General features: G+C 71.9%; 18 protein-coding genes. 8 read left to right on the top strand and 10 right to left on the bottom strand.

The genetic code is table 11. The features are described 5' to 3' along the window. Nucleotides 1-26: 26 nt before the first annotated feature. Entirely contained in the window at nt 27-422 is a 396-nt protein-coding gene (locus tag ACWCRJ_RS23295) for a TOBE domain-containing protein (RefSeq protein ID WP_005476487.1), read from the top strand. 22 nt (nt 423-444) lie between these two features. Here the strand turns inward: ACWCRJ_RS23295 and ACWCRJ_RS23290 are convergent, their stop codons facing one another. Together ACWCRJ_RS23290 and ACWCRJ_RS23285 are read right to left on the bottom strand one after the other, a co-directional pair. Next, nucleotides 445-1,428 carry a phosphotransferase enzyme family protein gene (locus ACWCRJ_RS23290; RefSeq protein ID WP_450941079.1) on the bottom strand — a complete coding sequence of 328 codons (984 nt, stop codon included), beginning with the start codon at nt 1,426-1,428 and terminating at the stop codon, nt 445-447. 4 nt (nt 1,429-1,432) lie between these two features. Next, nucleotides 1,433-1,927, bottom strand: a complete 495-nt coding sequence (locus ACWCRJ_RS23285; RefSeq protein ID WP_450941078.1) for an ATP-binding protein — start codon at nt 1,925-1,927, stop codon at nt 1,433-1,435. Between the two features lie 432 nt (nt 1,928-2,359). Here ACWCRJ_RS23285 and ACWCRJ_RS23280 point away from each other — a divergent pair, with 432 nt between their 5' ends. Together ACWCRJ_RS23280 and ACWCRJ_RS23275 are read left to right on the top strand one after the other, a co-directional pair. Continuing rightward, nucleotides 2,360-3,109, top strand: a complete 750-nt coding sequence (locus ACWCRJ_RS23280) for a transglutaminase domain-containing protein (RefSeq protein ID WP_450941077.1) — start codon at nt 2,360-2,362, stop codon at nt 3,107-3,109. 136 nt (nt 3,110-3,245) lie between these two features. Further along, nucleotides 3,246-3,758 (top strand): hypothetical protein, encoded by a 513-nt coding sequence (locus ACWCRJ_RS23275; RefSeq protein ID WP_450941076.1) that lies wholly within the window; start codon nt 3,246-3,248, stop codon nt 3,756-3,758. A gap of 51 nt (nt 3,759-3,809) precedes the next feature. On the opposite strand, the gene ACWCRJ_RS23270 is transcribed toward ACWCRJ_RS23275, so the two are convergent. Both ACWCRJ_RS23270 and ACWCRJ_RS23265 read right to left on the bottom strand, forming a co-directional pair. After that, on the bottom strand, nt 3,810-5,408 hold the full coding sequence (locus tag ACWCRJ_RS23270) for a HAMP domain-containing sensor histidine kinase (RefSeq protein ID WP_450941075.1): 1,599 nt from the start codon (nt 5,406-5,408) through the stop codon (nt 3,810-3,812). Between the two features lie 12 nt (nt 5,409-5,420). After that, complete coding sequence (locus ACWCRJ_RS23265; protein ID WP_450941178.1) at nt 5,421-6,155, bottom strand: response regulator transcription factor; 735 nt, start codon at nt 6,153-6,155, stop codon at nt 5,421-5,423. Between the two features lie 304 nt (nt 6,156-6,459). On the opposite strand from ACWCRJ_RS23265, the gene ACWCRJ_RS23260 reads away from it, so the two are divergent. Continuing rightward, complete coding sequence (locus ACWCRJ_RS23260) at nt 6,460-7,764, top strand: glycosyltransferase family 4 protein (RefSeq protein WP_450941074.1); 1,305 nt, start codon at nt 6,460-6,462, stop codon at nt 7,762-7,764. A gap of 27 nt (nt 7,765-7,791) precedes the next feature. On the opposite strand, the gene ACWCRJ_RS23255 is transcribed toward ACWCRJ_RS23260, so the two are convergent. Together ACWCRJ_RS23255 and ACWCRJ_RS23250 are read right to left on the bottom strand one after the other, a co-directional pair. Continuing rightward, nucleotides 7,792-8,391: a CE1759 family FMN reductase gene (locus ACWCRJ_RS23255; protein ID WP_005476502.1), complete on the bottom strand. Its 600-nt coding sequence runs from the start codon at nt 8,389-8,391 to the stop codon at nt 7,792-7,794. Beyond that, nucleotides 8,388-9,530, bottom strand: a complete 1,143-nt coding sequence (locus ACWCRJ_RS23250; RefSeq protein ID WP_450941177.1) for an LLM class flavin-dependent oxidoreductase — start codon at nt 9,528-9,530, stop codon at nt 8,388-8,390. The genes ACWCRJ_RS23255 and ACWCRJ_RS23250 overlap by 4 nt, the downstream gene beginning before the upstream one ends. Nucleotides 9,531-9,672: 142 nt before the next feature. Between ACWCRJ_RS23250 and ACWCRJ_RS23245 the strand changes: the two genes are divergently transcribed. Beyond that, the gene (locus tag ACWCRJ_RS23245) at nt 9,673-10,491 is read left to right on the top strand and encodes a DUF6597 domain-containing transcriptional factor (RefSeq protein WP_450941073.1); all 819 of its coding nucleotides are present in this window, start codon (nt 9,673-9,675) and stop codon (nt 10,489-10,491) included. Here the strand turns inward: ACWCRJ_RS23245 and ACWCRJ_RS23240 are convergent. After that, nucleotides 10,475-10,645, bottom strand: a complete 171-nt coding sequence (locus tag ACWCRJ_RS23240; RefSeq protein WP_450941072.1) for a hypothetical protein — start codon at nt 10,643-10,645, stop codon at nt 10,475-10,477. The two genes, ACWCRJ_RS23245 and ACWCRJ_RS23240, sit on opposite strands and share 17 nt — an antisense overlap. Then, nucleotides 10,645-11,421: an SDR family NAD(P)-dependent oxidoreductase gene (locus ACWCRJ_RS23235; RefSeq protein ID WP_450941071.1), complete on the bottom strand. Its 777-nt coding sequence runs from the start codon at nt 11,419-11,421 to the stop codon at nt 10,645-10,647. Before ACWCRJ_RS23235 ends, ACWCRJ_RS23240 begins: the two co-directional genes overlap by 1 nt. A gap of 103 nt (nt 11,422-11,524) precedes the next feature. On the opposite strand from ACWCRJ_RS23235, the gene ACWCRJ_RS23230 reads away from it, so the two are divergent. Continuing rightward, nucleotides 11,525-11,968 carry an ester cyclase gene (locus ACWCRJ_RS23230; protein ID WP_450941070.1) on the top strand — a complete coding sequence of 148 codons (444 nt, stop codon included), beginning with the start codon at nt 11,525-11,527 and terminating at the stop codon, nt 11,966-11,968. A gap of 73 nt (nt 11,969-12,041) precedes the next feature. Here ACWCRJ_RS23230 and ACWCRJ_RS23225 read toward each other — a convergent pair whose 3' ends face one another. Both ACWCRJ_RS23225 and ACWCRJ_RS23220 read right to left on the bottom strand, forming a co-directional pair. Beyond that, nucleotides 12,042-12,377 (bottom strand): YnfA family protein, encoded by a 336-nt coding sequence (locus ACWCRJ_RS23225; protein WP_005476508.1) that lies wholly within the window; start codon nt 12,375-12,377, stop codon nt 12,042-12,044. Between the two features lie 62 nt (nt 12,378-12,439). Beyond that, nucleotides 12,440-13,633: an RtcB family protein gene (locus tag ACWCRJ_RS23220; RefSeq protein WP_450941069.1), complete on the bottom strand. Its 1,194-nt coding sequence runs from the start codon at nt 13,631-13,633 to the stop codon at nt 12,440-12,442. A gap of 205 nt (nt 13,634-13,838) precedes the next feature. Between ACWCRJ_RS23220 and ACWCRJ_RS23215 the strand changes: the two genes are divergently transcribed. Both ACWCRJ_RS23215 and ACWCRJ_RS23210 read left to right on the top strand, forming a co-directional pair. Then, on the top strand, nt 13,839-14,705 hold the full coding sequence (locus ACWCRJ_RS23215; protein WP_450941068.1) for a DUF3558 domain-containing protein: 867 nt from the start codon (nt 13,839-13,841) through the stop codon (nt 14,703-14,705). A gap of 173 nt (nt 14,706-14,878) precedes the next feature. After that, nucleotides 14,879-15,814: a hypothetical protein gene (locus ACWCRJ_RS23210; protein ID WP_450941067.1), complete on the top strand. Its 936-nt coding sequence runs from the start codon at nt 14,879-14,881 to the stop codon at nt 15,812-15,814. Nucleotides 15,815-15,861 lie beyond the last annotated feature (47 nt).

Below are 15,861 nucleotides of genomic sequence, written 5' to 3'. Positions count from 1 at the left end.
CGTCCGGCGGCGCATATCTTGGCGCCATGCAGTCCTACACGATCGGTCAGGCCGCGCGGCTGCTGGGGATCAGCCCCGACACCGCGCGGCGATGGGCGGACGCGGGCCGGGTGGCGACCCGCCGCGACGAGAACGGCCGGCGGCTCATCGACGGCAGGGACCTCGCCGCCTTCTCCGTGGAACTGGCCTCGGACACCGCCGACGAGGCCGACGCCCCGTACACGTCGGCCCGCAACGCCTTCCCCGGCATCGTCACCGCCGTGAAACTCGGTGACGTGGCGGCCCAGGTCGAGATCCAGGCGGGCCCGCACCGCCTGGTCTCCCTGCTCACCCGGGAGGCCGTGGAGGAGCTGGGCCTGGAGGTCGGCATGGAGGCCACGGCCCGCGTGAAATCGACGAACGTGCACATCGACCGCACCTGAACGAGCCCTCGACGGGCCGGCCTCACCACTCGGGAGCCAGCGCCTCCACCAGCCGGGAGACGGCAGCCGGGTCGGTCAGCCTCCCCAGCAGGCCCACGACCTGCTCGCTCGCGAACGCCCGCTGCGCCTCGGTCACCTCCGGATCGACCGCGCACGCGGCCTGCACGCGGACGTAGTTCAGCTCCGTCGCGAAGAGCATGGAGAACGACTCCGTCCCCCGGACGACCGCGCGGCCCCCGGCCTCCCGGTAGCCGCGCACCAGCCGCCGGGCGGCATCGGCGCGGAAGTCGTTGCCGCCGGCCCACACGTGGACGGCGCGGGCCAGTTCGCGCTCCGCCGACACGGGCCCCGCGTTGTCCCAGTCGAGGAGGACCGGCCCGGACCGCCCCACCAGCACGTTCTGCGGCCGCATGTCGAGATGCGAGGTCACCATGTCACCGCCTTCGGAGGGGGTGACGTACGCCGCCAGCTCCGTCGCCGGGCCGGCGACGAACCGCTCCAGCGCGTGTGCCCAGGGCACCCGGGCCCGCCCGACCTCCTCGCACAACGCGGCCCAGTCGCCCTCACCGGGACAGCGCTCGTACCACCCGTCGGGCGTCTCCTTCGTCCCCTCCCCGGCCCGGTGCAGCAGAGCGAGCGTCCGCCCGCACCACTCCAGTACCTCCGGATCGGCCGGGTCCGCCTCGCTCCCGTCGACCCAGTCGTACACCTTCACGTACGCCCCGCCCATCGAGTCGGGCAGCCGTGACACATACGCCCCGTCCCGGTCCGCGAAGAGCCGGGGTGCGGAGATCCCCAACTCCTCGGCCGCGTCCCGTAAGGCCGCCTCCCGCCCCACCTGCTCCCCATCACACCCGAACAGCAACTCCTTCACCGCCCACGATCCCCCGCCGCCACCCGACAGCCTCCAGACCTGGCCCAACGCCCCCCGGGCGACTGGCACCATGTCCCACGCCCGGCCCTCGAGGCCATACACATTCGCGACGAATCCCGCTCTGCTTCGCATGGGATCACCCCAGCACGGACCGGCCCGGCGCCGCCAGGTCGAACCACACCGCCTTGCCGTCGGGGTGGGTGAGGCCGTCGCCCTGGGGGACGGTGGTGGACGTCCCCCAGTGGCCGTCCGTGAGGGCGTCGACCAGGTAGAGACCGCGGCCGCCCTCCTCCCAGCCGCCCGGGGTCAACTCCCGCATGACGGGCGGGTTCTCGTCGCCGTCGTAGACGATGACCCGGACCCGCCAGGACTCGACCGTCAGCCGGAGCACCGACCCTCCGCCCTTGGCGTGCACACAGGCGTTCGTGACCAGCTCGGATGTGCACAGGGCGGCGGCGTCGACGAGGGTGTCGAGGCCGAGGGCGCGCAGGACGGTCGCGACGAAGTCGCGGGCGATGTGGGGGGAGGTGTCGAGGGAGGGACAGGAGAGGGTGTAGGTCGTCGCCGCGGGCGAGAGCCAGGGGGCGGTGTCCGGGATCGGGGCGGCGACGTCTGGGGCGGTTTCGGTCATGGGCGATCAACTCCGTTGCGACGAGAAGGGATTGCTCGGCTCCCTACCGCGTCGGTGGCTCCTCCTCGGGTGTCGACGGCCCGGGGTGCGCTTTCAACTTGCGGTACGCAGGGGATGGAGTCTGAGTGTTCCAGTGCAGGGCTCGGTACAGGCAGGATGTGTCTGAGTAATCAGATGCGCACTCTCCGTGAGGGCAGGTACGACCGTAGTCGGCGTGTTCGCGGCGCCGCAATGGGGTCGATGGAAGTACTACGAAAGCGCGCCGCCGGGACCCCCGGCGGCCGCGGCCCCGGCCGCCGCCCCGCCTCCCCCTCCTGAGTGGCCCGCGGTGTCGCCGGGCCGTCGTGTGATGATGGGCGCCGGGCGCCCGTAGGGGACGGGCGGCGCTCCCCGGGGGAGCGGAAACCGAACGGGCACGGGGACGGAACTGTCATGACCAGTCGACTGCTCATGTCGTACAACGCGCAGGCCAAACGGGCCGGGGTGCCCGCCCGGGAGTCGGCGGGCGTGGCGGGGTCCACGCGGGCCACGGCGATCCTGGACCACGACGATCCGCTGGTGGGCGCCCTCGCGCGCCGGGTGCTGAGCGAGGCGACGCCGCGTGACGCGCTGCGGACCGCGCACCGGATCATCGCGCGGGACGTCCGCCCGGTGTACTCGGTGGAGGACCGCCGGCGCGTGTCGCGGACGCTGCGGCTGCGGCGCGGCTCGTGCAGTCAGCGGATGGCCGCGCTGGAGGCCGTCGCCCGGGCCGTACGCGTACGCACACGGGTGCGCGGGCTGCTGGTGGACGGGACCTTCTGGTATCCGAGGTTCCCGCGGCTGAAGCCGTTCGTGCCGGAGCAGGTCCTGCTGGCCTGGCCGGAGTTCAGGATCAGCGGCGCGTGGCTGCCGATCGGCGACCTCTTCGACGCCCCCGCCCCGGGCGGCGACGGCTTCGCCAACCGGGGCGGCGAGACCCTCTTCGACGCGATCGCCCGTACCGGCGTCCAGTGGGACTCCTGCGGCACGGCCCCCGGCGCCTGCGACCTCTCCGCCCAAGTGGTCGCCGACCTCGGCCACTTCGACGACCGCGACGAGCTCTTCGCGCGCCACGGCCAGACCCTGTGCCGGACGGCCCGCACCCTCGGCGAGCCGGTGCTCGGCCGCTGGAGCGCGGGGGCGACCCGGCCCACCGCCTGACGCGGCACCCCGGCCTGCCGGCGTTGCGGCACCGCGCCCACGCCGGTCACGGAACGGCCTCCTCTCCCCCACTTCCCCCACATCCGGCGCCACCGGGCACTACGGTCACTCCACCCGAAACGCCCAGGGGGACGAGATGACCAACCCGTACACCAGCCCCATACCGTCGGCGCCCCGCCCGCCCGGCACCCGCCCGCTGCACAAGCGGGTCCTCGTGTGGATCGGCGGCTCCGCCCTGCTCATAGCGGGCACGCTCATCGGGTCCGCCGGGGGCGACGGACAGGAGGGCGTGCAGGCCGCCGCCAAGCCCCGTACGACCGTCACGGCGACCGTGACGGCCACACCCGAGCCCGGTCCCACCGTCACCGAGACCGTCAAGGCCAAGGCGAAGCCGCGCCCCACCGTCACCGTCACCGAGACCGCCGTCGCGAAGGCGGCCGACAGCGGCAGCGACACGGACGACGGCAGTGGCGACACCGGCGGCCAGGACTCCGTCGGCACCTGCTCGATCGTCTCCAACTCCGGCAACTGCTACTCGGCCGGTCAGTTCTGCCGCAACAGCGACCACGGGGCCGTCACCACCACCGAGGACGGCACCGAGATCACGTGCGCCTACCGCTCGAACGCCTGGCGCTGGACCTACGCCTGACCGGCCCGGACCCGGCCGGACGGTGCCGGCGGGCCGAGTGGCCGGCCCCGGTCACCCACCCGCGACCCGCACCGTGAACCCGGTCACCAGCCCCCCGCCCTCACGCCGGAACGCGAACGGCGCGCCGCCGTGCGCGGCCGCCACCGCGCGCACGATCGACAGCCCGAGCCCGGACCCGGGCAGGCTGCGGGCGTCCGGGGCGCGATAGAAGCGGTCGAAGATGCGTTCGAGGTCACAGTCGGGGACACCGGGACCCCGGTCGAGGACCTCGACGCGGACGACATCCGAACCGGCACCCGCCTCACGCGCCCCACCCGAGGCGCGCAAGCCACTCGATTCCCGCGCGCCACCGGGATCTCCCAGGCTCCCCGGCCCCCTCTGATCCCTCGCCCCCGGCTCCCCCCGCTCCCCCCACTCCTCCAGCCCGCCCAGCTCCCCCAGTTCTCCCGCCGACCCCCGCGCCACGACCACCACGATCGCCCCGGACCCCGCGCGGTCGAACTTCGCCGCGTTCTCCACCAGGTTGGAGATGGCCCGCTGGAGGGCCCCGGGCCGCCCCTCGACGGTCGTGTCACCGGCCACGCGGACGAGGACCTCGCGGCCGGTGCGGCGGCGTGCGGTCCCCGCGACCTCCTCCGCCAGGTCCGCCAGGTCGACCCGCTGCACGGGTTCGGTGCTGGACTGCCCGGCCGCGAGGTCGACCAACTCGTTGACCAGATCGGTCAGTTCGAGAGCCTCCTGGGAGAGGTCGTCGACGAGTTCCGCACGCATCCGGGGCGGCAGCTCGTCGATGCGCCGCAGCAGCGAGATGTTCGTCCGCAGGGAGGTCAGCGGGGTGCGCAGTTCGTGCCCGGCGTCCTGGACCAGCCGCCGCTGGTCCTCCTCCGACTGGGCGAGGCGGACCAGCATCCGGTCGAAGGAACGTCCGAGCCGCCCCACCTCGTCCCGGCCCGCGACCGGCACCTGGATGCCCAGCCGCCCGGTCCGCGCCACGTCCTCCGCCGCCCCCGCCAGCTGCACGAGCCGCCGGGTCTGCCGCCGCGCCAGCCACCATCCGAACAGCCCGGCGGAGATGACGATGCCGGACACGAACAGCAGGGTCCGCTGCTGCAGCTCCCGCAGCAGATCCTCCGTATCGCTGAACTCCTGCGCCACCTGCACGGCGCCCCGGCCGCCGCCGAGGGCGACGGTCACCACCCGGTAGCGGTCGTCGCCGACCTCGACCTCACCGTGCTCGACCATCACCCCGGGCAGGGCCGTGTCGGCCGTACGGCGGTCCGCGTCGCGTACGGGCAGGCCGGGGGCGCCCTTCTCCAGGATCTCGCCGTGCGGGCCGAGCACCTGCACGTCGGTGCGGCCGGAACGGATCAGGTCGTCGCGCGGGCCGCCGCTGCCGCTCGGCGCGAAGTCCTCCGGGGTCAGCCGGTCCTGCTCGACCAGCTCCCGCAGATCACGCACGACCTCGGCGAACACGGTCTGCTCGTCGACCCGCACCAGCCGCGCCGCCGCGCTGTAGCTGAGGATCCCGACGAGGACGGTGACGACACACGCCACCGCCACGAACGACACGGTGAAGGTCGCCCGCAGCGACGGGACCGGCCGCAGCCGGGCGAGCAGCCGGGACAACGCCCGGACGGGACGCGGCGGCACCGGGCGCCGCCCTCAGTCTTCCCGCAGCGCGTACCCCACACCCCGCACGGTGTGGATCAGCGCCGGCGCCCCGGGCTCGTCGAGCTTGCGGCGCAGATAACCGACGTAGACGGCGAGGTTCTTGGAGCCGGGGCCGAAGTCGTAACCCCAGATGCGGTCGTAGATCGTCGCGTGGTCGAGGACGATGCCCGCGTTACGGACGAGCAGTTCCAGGAGATCGAACTCGGTGCGGGTCAGCTCCAGTTCGCGCGTCCCGCGCCAGGCCCGCCGCGCCTGGACGTCCATCCGCAGCCCGGCGGCCGTGAGCAGCCCACCGCCGTCCGGGGCCGCCGCCCCGGCGGGACCGGCCGCCACGCCCGCCGGTGGCGGGAGGGGGCGGGCGAAGCCGTCGTTGCCCGTCCTGCGCAGGAGTGCGCGCAATCGCGCGAACACCTCTTCCACGTCGAACGGTTTGACGACGTAGTCGTCCGCGCCGGCGTCGAGCCCGGCGATCCGGTCGGCGGTCTCCACGAGCGCGGTGAGCATCAGGATCGGCGTCCGGTCACCCTCCGCGCGCAGCACACGGCACACCTGGAGCCCGTCTATGCCGGGCATCATCACGTCCAGCACGAGCACGTCGGGCCGGGTGCGGTGGGCCTGGGCGAGCGCCTCGACGCCGTCGGCGACCGCCGTGACCTCGTACCCCTCCAGGGTCAGCGCGCGTTCCAGGGCATGGCGGATGGCGCGGTCGTCCTCGGCGAGCAGCACGTTCTGGGGCACCCCACCAGTCTGCCAAGGTCACCGGCGCCCACCACCTCGCCGGGGCCCCAGGCGGGCCCTTCTTACCGGCCTCTCACCCCGACCGCCCGCCCGGCTTACCCCTCCGGAGCAGCGTGTCCGTGTGACACCCGCCCGCACGGGAACCCGACCGGAGCGAACAGATGGAGTACAAAGGGTCCGAACCAGCCAAACCACCATGAGCAGTTGCATCACCGGACAACCGTGCCACCTTCGCACAACCGCATCACCGCACCCCCCACACCGTCGGGAAGGCAGGGCCTTGAGCCGCCGCATGAAGATCGTGTTCCTGCTGCACAACGCGTACGCCATCGGCGGCACCGTCCGCACGACGCTGAACCTGGCGTCGGCGCTCGCGGACCACCACGACGTGGAGATCGCCTCGATGGCCCGTCACCTGGACGCACCGCGTTTCACGGTCGACCCGAGGATCACGCTCGTTCCCCTGGTGGACATCCGCCCGTACAGCCCCGACCTGCGCGATCCCGCCCAGGTGCAGCCCGCCGTGGACTTCCCGGCGCAGGACAAGCGGCACCGCCAGTACAGCCGGCTCACCGACCTCCGGGTCCGCGCCTATCTGGCCCGCTGCGGCGCGGACGTCGTGATCGGCACCCGCCCCGGCATCAACGTCTACGTCTCCCGTTTCGCCTCCCGCCGCGCCCTGCGCATCGGCCAGGAGCACCTGCGTCACGACGCCCACGCCAAGCAGCTCCGCAAGGTCCTCGCCCGTCACTACCGCACCCTGGACGCGGTCGTCACGACCACGGCGGCGGACGCGGCGGTGTACCGCGCGCGGATGAAACTGCCGGGCGTTCGGGTGATGTCGGTGCCCAACATCGTCCCGCCGGCCACGGTCGCCCCGTCGGACGTCACGGCCCCCGTCATCGCGGCCGCCGGCCGCCTGGCCCGCGGCAAACGCTTCGACCTTTTGCTGGAGGCGTTCGCGAAGGTCGCCGCGAAGGAACCGGACTGGCAGCTGCGCATCTACGGCGGCGGCAAACAGAAGGACCGGCTGGAGTCCCTGATCGAGGACCTCCGCCTCGCCGACCGGGCCCATCTGATGGGCCCGCACACGCCGATCGAGGAGGAGTTCGCGCGCGCCTCCATCGTCGTCAGCGCCTCGGACGCCGAGTCCTTCGGCATGACCCTCGTCGAGGCCATGCGCTGCGGCGTGCCCGTCGTCAGCACCGACTGCCCGCTCGGCCCCGCCGAGATCATCACCGACGGCACCGACGGCCGCCTCGTCCCCGTCGACGACCCCCACGCCCTCGCCGAGGCCGTTCTCGACCTCACCGCCGACCCGGACCTGCGCCGCGCCATGGGCCGGGCCGCCCTCGCGAGCGCCCACCGCTACGACCCGGCCCCGATCGTCGCCGAGTACGAGCGCCTGTTCGCCGACCTGCGCGCGACGAGGGCACACCGCGCCTGGGAGCGGGAGGTGACGCGGGTGCGGTCCTGGCTGGGGAGCCGGCTGCGTTCCTGGAAGAGGGCGACGCCGGCATTCCTCAGGGCCGCGGGACTGTCACAGCCCCGGCTCCGCCGTGCGGGTGCGGGCAACCACGAACAACCCGTGGCCTGAGGCCGCACCGCCCCCCGACGGCGAGGCTCAGCCCCGCAGTGCCGCCAGTTGTTCGGCGAAGGGGACGACGACGAACTCCTCGGGCTCGGCCGGCGTGGCGGCCGCCTCCCGGGACAGCCCGCCCATCAACCGGCTCAGCTCCGCGGCCGCCCGCTCGATCCGCCCGGCCAGCCCCTGCGCACCCCAGTCCTCGGAGGCGGCGTACACCCCCGTGGGCACGACCACGGCCCGCAGGTACGCGAACAACGGCCGCATCGCGTGCTCCAGCACCAGTGAGTGCCGGGCCGATCCCCCGGTGGCGGCGATCAGCACCGGCTTCCCCGCCAGCGCGTCGCGGTCGAGCACGTCGAAGAACGACTTGAACAACCCGCTGTACGAGGCGGAGAACACCGGTGTCACCACGACCAGCCCGTCGGCCCCCGCCACCGCGTCCAGCGCGGCGGCCAGCTTTCGGCCGGGGAACCCGTTGGTGAGGTGGTGCGCGATCTCCACGGCCAGGTCGCGCAGTTCGACGACCTGGACCTCCACCGAGGCGTCGTGCCCGGCGACCGCCGCGGCCAGCCGGTCCCCCAGCAACCGCGTGGACGACGGCACGCTCAGCCCCGCCGAGACGACGACCAGCTTCATGCCACGCTCTCCTTCTTCTCCGCGCGCTTCGCGTCCTTCGTGCCCGCGTTCTGCGTCCCCGCGTCCTTCTCCGCCGCGGCCAGCAGCGACGCGTGCGTCGGCGCGTCCGGCACCTGAGCCGGCCGCCCCTTCGCGAACTCCGCGCGCAGCACCGGCACGACCTCCTCGCCGAGCAGGTCGAGCTGTTCCAGGACGGTCTTCAGGGGCAGCCCCGCGTGGTCCAGGAGGAACAGCTGCCGCTGGTAGTCACCGGCGTACTCCCGGAAGGCCAGCGTCTTCTCGATCACCTGCTGCGGCGAGCCGACGGTGAGCGGCGTCTGGTCGGTGAAGTCCTCCAGCGACGGCCCGTTGCCGTACACCGGCGCGACGTCGAAGTACGGCCGGAACTCCCGCACCGCGTCCTGCGAGTTCCTGCGCATGAACACCTGGCCGCCGAGTCCCACGATCGCCTGCTCGGGCGTGCCGTGCCCGTAGTGCGCGTACCGCTGCCGGTACAGCTCGACCATCCGCTTGGTGTGGTCGGCCGGCCAGAAGATGTTGTTGTGGAAGAAGCCGTCACCGTAGAACGCGGCCTGCTCGGCGATCTCGGGCGAGCGGATGGAGCCGTGCCAGACGAACGGCGGTACGTCGTCCATCGGGCGGGGCGTGGAGGTGAAGCCCTGGAGCGGCGAGCGGAACTTGCCCTCCCAGTTGACGACGTCCTCGCGCCACAGGCGGCGCAGCAGCGCGTAGTTCTCGACGGCGAGGTTGATGCCCTGCCGGATGTCCTGCCCGAACCAGGGGTAGACGGGCCCGGTGTTGCCGCGCCCCATCATCAGGTCCACCCGGCCGTCGGCCAGGTGCTGGAGCATCGCGAAGTCCTCGGCGATCTTCACCGGGTCGTTGGTGGTGATGAGGGTGGTGGAGGTGGACAGGACCAGCTTCTCCGTGCGCGCGGCGATGTAGCCGAGCATGGTCGTGGGCGACGAGGGCACGAAGGGCGGGTTGTGGTGCTCGCCGGTGGCGAAGACGTCGAGCCCGACCTCCTCCGCCTTGAGCGCGATCGCGACCATCGCCTTGATGCGCTCGCGCTCGGTCGGCGTCCGGCCCGTGGTGGGGTCCGGAGTCACGTCTCCGACACTGAAGATCCCGAACTGCATCATCGCTGCCACCCTCCCAGGTTGTTTATGATTCAACTATACCCGTGAACGAGGGTCACCTCTCCACTATTCCTCCGGAGCATTCCTCCGGGGCGAGAGCACGAGCCGGGCCACTGTCAGTGGTCGTCCTTACGATCTCCTCATGGCCGCCCCACGCCGTGACACCCGAGGCATCGTCGACGCCCCGGAGCTCTTCGCCCGGGTCCGCTTCCGCCGCCGCGAACCCGCCGAGCCGCTCCGCCCGTATCTGGAGCACTACTGGCTGATCGACTGGGACCTGCCCGAGCCGTACGTCTCCCAGGTCGTCCCGCACCCGTCGGTGAACATCGTCTTCCAGCGGTACGAGGGGCAAGAGCCCTACGCCGAGATCTCGGGCGTCGGCCTCGGCCTCTTCACCCGGAAACTGGAGGGCAGGGGCCGGGTCTGCGGCATCCAGTTCCGGCCGGGCGGCTTTCGTCCGTTCGCGCCGGACACCTCCGTGTCCGACTGGACCGGCCGGAGCGTACGACAGCCCGAGGCACTCCCCGACACCGACCCGGCCGCGATCCTCACGCCCGACGACGAGGACGCCCGCGTCGCCGCCCTCGACGCGTTCCTGCTGGGGCTCGACCCGCGCCCCGACCCCCGGGCGGACCTCGCGATGGCCCTGGTCGACCGCATCCGCACCGACCGCAGGATCCTCCGCGTCACCGACTTCGCGCGCGCCGAGGGCATGTCCGTACGACTGCTGCAACGCCTCTTCGCCGCATATGTGGGCGTCGGGCCGAAGTGGGTGATCCTGCGCTACCGCATCCACGAAGCACTGGAACGCGCCGAGACCGACCGCGCGGTGGACTGGTCGGCACTCGCCGCCGACCTCGGCTACGCCGACCAGGCCCATCTCGTACGCGCCTTCACGACGACGGTCGGGGTCCCGCCCACGGCGTACGCGGAGGCCGTGACGCCTACTTCGCGTGCATGACCGCGTAGATCATCACGAACGCGACGATGTGGATGCCGAAGAGGAAGTACGCGAGGTACCACCACACGTACCGCTCGTTCTTCCTCTCCTCGGCGAGGCGGCGCTTCTCGGGCGTCAGGGCGCCCTCGGGTGCCGGGCCGCCCTCGGGTGCCATCACAGCTCCCGGTGGACCTTGGTGTTGGAGGCCTGGGCGCGCGGGCGCAGGACGAGGAGGTCGACGTTGACGTGGCTGGGGCGGGTGACCGCCCAGGTGATCGTGTCGGCGACGTCGTCGGCGGTCAGCGGCTCCGCTACGCCCGCGTAGACGCTCGCCGCCTTCTGCGCGTCGCCGCCGAAGCGGGTCAGGGCGAACTCGTCCGTCTTCACCATCCCGGGCGCGACCTCGATGACCCGGACCGGCGTGCCGACGATCTCCAGCCGCAGCGTCTCGGCGAGGACGTGCGCGCCGTGCTTGGCGGCGACATAGCCCCCGCCGCCCTCGTACGTCCCGTGCCCGGCCGTCGACGACACCACGACCACCGTGCCGTCACCGCTGGCGGTCAGCGCGGGCAGCAGGGCCTGGGTGACATGGAGCGTGCCGATGACGTTCGTCTCGTACATCGTGCGCCAGTCGGCCGGGTCGCCGGTCGCCACCGGATCGGCGCCGAGCGCGCCACCCGCGTTGTTGACCAGCACACCGATCTTCTTGAACGCGGACGCGAACTCGTCCACCGCCGCACGGTCCGTGACGTCCAGGGGGTACGCGGTGGCCTGCCCGCCCCCGTCGTTGATCTCCTCGGCCAGCGCCTCGATACGGTCCTTGCGGCGCGCGGTCAGCACCACGCGGTACCCCGCGGCGGCGAGCTGCCGGGCCGTGGCGGCGCCGATCCCGCCGCTCGCACCGGTGACGACGGCGATGCGGGAGGCGGCGGACGGTGCGGCGGTGGCCATGAGCTGCTCCTGGGGCGGTACGGAATCGAACGGTCTTCGCCCGGCCAGGATAGGCGGGCGGTGAGACAATGAGACGGGTGATCCCCTGCACAGGAGGTGGATCATGGGACAGGCGCGCGAGCTGATGGACCAGCTCACCGAGGCGCTCACCACACACCAGGACCCGAAGACCCTCGCGAACCTCTTCGCGGAGGACGCGGTCGCCCACACCCCCGACGGCGGAGAACTCCACGGCCGGGACGCCATCGGCGAGTACTGGCGGCAGATGACGGATGCCGTGCCCGAGGCCAGATACGAGTCCCTCGCCTCGTTCGAGGTCGGCGACACCGCCATCGACGAGGGAATCTTCAGCGGCAGGAACACCGGCCCGATGGCGTTCCCCGACGGGACGACCCTCCCCGCGACCCAGCGGGACATCAGGATGCGCGGCGTGGACTTCGCCACCGTCCGGGACGGGCAGATCACCAGCTACCGGCTCTACTTCGACCAGCTGGACTTCCTGAACCAGCTCGGCCTGCTGCCGGAGGAGCTGGCCCAGCCGTCGTAGCGGCGCCCAGCCGTCGTAGCGGCGCCCAGCCGTCGTAGCGGCGCCCAGCCGTCGTAGCGGCGCCCGTCCGCCGTCACCCGCCCCGCGGCGCGTACATGATCACCGCCATGCCCGCGAGGCAGATCAACGCGCCCGACACGTCCCAGCGGTCGGGCCGGTAGCCGTCGGCGACCATCCCCCAGGCGATCGACCCGGCCACGAAGATCCCGCCGTACGCGGCGAGGATCCGCCCGAAGTGCGCGTCCGGCTGGAACGTCGCCACGAACCCGTACGCCCCCAGCGCGACGACCCCCGCCCCGATCCACACCCACCCGCGATGCTCCCGCACCCCCTGCCACACCAGCCAGGCCCCACCGATCTCGAACAGCGCGGCAAGCACGAACAGGGCGGCGGAGCGGGCGATGACCATGCCGTCAGCCTCGCACGGGGCCGGGGGCCTTCATCGGGAGCGGTCCTGGTCGCGGCGGGGTTTCAGCCCTTCACGCACACGACCTGCTTCAGCTTCGCCACCACCTGCACCAGGTCCCGCTGCTGGTCGATGACCTGCTCGATCGGCTTGTAGGCACCCGGGATCTCGTCCACGACGCCGGAGTCCTTGCGGCACTCCACGCCCCGCGTCTGCTCCTCCAGGTCCTTCGTCGAGAAGCGCCTCTTCGCCGCCGTCCGGCTCATCCGCCGACCGGCGCCGTGCGAAGCCGAGTTGAAGGCCTTCTCGTTGCCGAGGCCCTTCACGATGTACGAACCGGTGCCCATCGAGCCGGGGATGATCCCGTACTCCCCGGAGCCCGCGCGGATCGCGCCCTTACGGGTCACCAGGAGGTCCATGCCGTCGTAGCGCTCCTCGGCCACGTAGTTGTGGTGCGCGCTGATCTCGGGCTCGAAGACCGGCTTCGCCTTCTTGAACTCCTTGCGCACGACATCCTTGAGAAGCGCCATCATGATCGAGCGGTTGTACTTCGCGTACTCCTGCGCCCAGAACAGGTCGTTGCGGTACGCCGCCATCTGCGGGGTGTCCGCGACGAAGACGGCGAGGTCCCGGTCGACCAGGTTCTGGTTGTGCGGGAGCTTCTGGGCGATGCCGATGTGATGCTCCGCCAGCTCCTTGCCGATGTTCCGGGAGCCGGAGTGCAGCATCAGCCAGACAGAGCCGGTCGAATCCGTGCAGACCTCGACAAAATGGTTGCCTCCGCCGAGCGTTCCCATCTGCTTCCCTGCCCGGTCATGACGGAACTTGACCGCGTCCGCCACCCCGTCGAAGCGCCCCCAGAAGCCGTCCCACCCGCCGGTCGCGAACCCGTGCAGCTGTCCCGGATCGACGGGGTCGTCATGCATCCCCCGTCCCACCGGAATCGCCTGCTCGATCTTCGAGCGCAGCCGGGAGAGGTCGCCCGGGAGGTCATTGGCCGTCAGGGAGGTCTTCACGGCGGACATTCCGCAGCCGATGTCGACACCGACCGCCGCGGGACACACGGCCCCCCGCATCGCGATGACGGACCCGACCGTCGCGCCCTTGCCGTAGTGGACGTCCGGCATGACGGCCAGGCCCTTGATCCAGGGGAGGGTGGCGACGTTGCGGAGCTGCTGCAGTGCGCCCTCCTCGACCGACGCGGGGTCGGTCCACATGCGGATGGGTACCTTCGCGCCCGGTATCTCGACGTACGACAAAACGTCCTCATTCCCCCGAAGAACAGATGAAAGTCTCAGAACGCAAAACCGGCGCCAAGGGCGGTGAAAAGGGATGCCGGACCGGCGTCCACGGCAGTGCGTGCGATACACATGGTGCCCGGGGGTCACCCCCGGGCGGCAAGTGAATAACCACAGGCAGGACAGCGCAGGCGTCCCGAGGGACCCCGTCGAGAGGAGCCCCACCGTGCAGCGGAAGGCGTACGTACCCGGCGTCGCCGTGCTCCTCGCGGCACTGCTGGCCGCGTGCACGGGTTCGGACGACGGCAGTTCGGACGACGACCCCCGCCCGGGCGAGGTCACCGCGTCGGCGACCGTCGCCCAGCCCGGCCGCTACGACACGCTCCCCGAACCCTGCGGCTCGGTCGACACCGCCACCCTCGACACCCTCCTTCCCGGCATCCGCCAGCTCCCCGGCGCGACCCAGCGCGAGCAGGCGTACGAGGGCGAGGCCACACAGACGTACGACACGGACCACATCGCCGGGTGCCGCTGGAAGGTGGAGTCCGCGGACGCCACCCACTATCTGTTCGTCGACTTCGAGCGCGTCGGGTCGTGGGACAACGCGGCCAGCGACGACAGCAAGGCGCAGGAGGTCTACGGGGGCAAGGTCGAGGCGGCCGACCTCCCGGAGCCGACGCCGAGCGCCTCCGAGGAGGAGACCGAGGGGACGGACGAGGAGAGCGGCGAGCCCGCCCAGACGGGAACGGGCACCGCCGAGCCGTCGGCGAACCCCTCCGCCTCCGCGTCGCGCACGGCCTCCCCCTCCGGCTCCTCCCCATCCGCCGGCTCCTCCTCCCCGTCCCCGTCCGGCACCCCCGCCTCCCTCCTGCCCCGCACGCTCGACGGTCTCGGCGACGAGGCGTTCCTCGACGACACGCTCGGGACGAGCAAGCAGCGGACGGTGACTGTGGTCTTCCGCACGTCGAACGTGATCGTGACCGTGGAGTACGAGGAGCAGCCGGCGACCACGACGGTGGTGCCGGACAGTGAGGAAATGCAGGACAGGGCCCGGAATCTGGCGGACCGGCTGGCCGCCGCGTTCGACGACTGAGGGGCGCTCGGGGGTGATTCGGGCGGCGTTGTGAACCCCCTGATTCAGAACCGCACTTCTTCTTCACCGCGTACGGTGGCCTCTCGGAGACCCGATCCGATTGTGAAGGAACCATGCAACGAGCCGCAGAGTCAGATCAGCATCAGTCGCCGCGCGTCGCGCGTCCGCCGCGGATGACGCGCGTCGGACACCTCGGGCGTCCGGGCCGGGCCCGGGTCCTCGTCGGCGCGGCGGTCGTGCCGGTGATGCTGCTGGCGGTCGGCTGTTCGTCGGACTCCGGCTCGGACAGCGCCTCCGGTGACGACACCCCGGCGGGGCTGGACCGGTCGGCGACGGAGAGTGCCACGCCCGAGGTGGTCGCGGGGAAGTACGCCTCGCTGCCGGACGCGTGCGAGGTGTTCTCCGACAAGACGCTGAAGTCGGTGGTGCCGAAGGGCGTGAAGTCCGGGAAGGCCATCAACAAGGCCGAGGCGAACGTGACCGGCGACTGCCGCTGGATCAGCCTCGACAACAACGGCGTGGACGGCTCCCAGTACCGCTGGCTGAGCGTGTCGCTGCACCTGCTGGCCTCGGACGAGGCGAACGGCCCCGGTGAGGACCGCGCGGCCAAGGCGTTCGAGTCGAAGGTGACCGCGGCGAAGGCCGTGGACGGGGCGAAGAACGTCAAGACGGAGCCGCTGACGGGCACGGGCGACCAGGCGACGGTGGTCAAGTACGACCTGAAGAAGGACGGCGACACCTTCAAGCAGCAGACGATCGTGGTGCGCACGGCGAACGTGGTCATCACGCTCGACTACAACGGTGCCGGTCTGGCCGGCGACAAGACCCCGGACCCGGCCGCGCTGCTGAAGTCCGCGAAGTCCGCCGCCGAGGAGGCCGTGGAGGCGATCGAGGACGCGAACGACGGCACGGACGCGTCGGCGTCCCCGTCGAAGAGCGCTTCGAAGACGCCCTCGAAGGACGCCTCCAAGGCTCCCTCGAAGGACGCGACGAAGTCGTCGTCGTCCGGCGGGTCGGGCGCGGATGTGAGTTCCGACTCGGGTGGTGGCTCGGATTCCGATTCGGACTCGGGTTCGTCCTCGTCCGGCACCCGGAAGACCAAGTCGTAGCCTCGTTCCACCTGCGGTTTCACCGGAGCCCGGCCCCCAGGGGGGTC

The sequence above is a fragment of the Streptomyces sp. NPDC002324 genome, from assembly GCF_053593335.1.
The sequence above is the reverse complement of the archived record's forward strand: the minus strand, read 5'-3'. Positions and strand labels throughout refer to the sequence as shown.

What these genes read in the sequence shown, in the direction of transcription:
- ACWCRJ_RS23295 (WP_005476487.1), top strand. Translation starts at nt 27, where the DNA reads ATGCAGTCCTACACGATCGGTCAGGCCGCGCGGCTGCTGGGGATCAGC.
- ACWCRJ_RS23290 (WP_450941079.1), bottom strand. Translation starts at nt 1,428, where the DNA reads ATGCGAAGCAGAGCGGGATTCGTCGCGAATGTGTATGGCCTCGAGGGC.
- ACWCRJ_RS23285 (WP_450941078.1), bottom strand. Translation starts at nt 1,927, where the DNA reads ATGACCGAAACCGCCCCAGACGTCGCCGCCCCGATCCCGGACACCGCC.
- ACWCRJ_RS23280 (WP_450941077.1), top strand. Translation starts at nt 2,360, where the DNA reads ATGACCAGTCGACTGCTCATGTCGTACAACGCGCAGGCCAAACGGGCC.
- ACWCRJ_RS23275 (WP_450941076.1), top strand. Translation starts at nt 3,246, where the DNA reads ATGACCAACCCGTACACCAGCCCCATACCGTCGGCGCCCCGCCCGCCC.
- ACWCRJ_RS23260 (WP_450941074.1), top strand. Translation starts at nt 6,460, where the DNA reads ATGAAGATCGTGTTCCTGCTGCACAACGCGTACGCCATCGGCGGCACC.
- ACWCRJ_RS23255 (WP_005476502.1), bottom strand. Translation starts at nt 8,391, where the DNA reads ATGAAGCTGGTCGTCGTCTCGGCGGGGCTGAGCGTGCCGTCGTCCACG.
- ACWCRJ_RS23250 (WP_450941177.1), bottom strand. Translation starts at nt 9,530, where the DNA reads ATGCAGTTCGGGATCTTCAGTGTCGGAGACGTGACTCCGGACCCCACC.
- ACWCRJ_RS23245 (WP_450941073.1), top strand. Translation starts at nt 9,673, where the DNA reads ATGGCCGCCCCACGCCGTGACACCCGAGGCATCGTCGACGCCCCGGAG.
- ACWCRJ_RS23240 (WP_450941072.1), bottom strand. Translation starts at nt 10,645, where the DNA reads ATGGCACCCGAGGGCGGCCCGGCACCCGAGGGCGCCCTGACGCCCGAG.
- ACWCRJ_RS23235 (WP_450941071.1), bottom strand. Translation starts at nt 11,421, where the DNA reads ATGGCCACCGCCGCACCGTCCGCCGCCTCCCGCATCGCCGTCGTCACC.
- ACWCRJ_RS23230 (WP_450941070.1), top strand. Translation starts at nt 11,525, where the DNA reads ATGGGACAGGCGCGCGAGCTGATGGACCAGCTCACCGAGGCGCTCACC.
- ACWCRJ_RS23225 (WP_005476508.1), bottom strand. Translation starts at nt 12,377, where the DNA reads ATGGTCATCGCCCGCTCCGCCGCCCTGTTCGTGCTTGCCGCGCTGTTC.
- ACWCRJ_RS23210 (WP_450941067.1), top strand. Translation starts at nt 14,879, where the DNA reads ATGACGCGCGTCGGACACCTCGGGCGTCCGGGCCGGGCCCGGGTCCTC.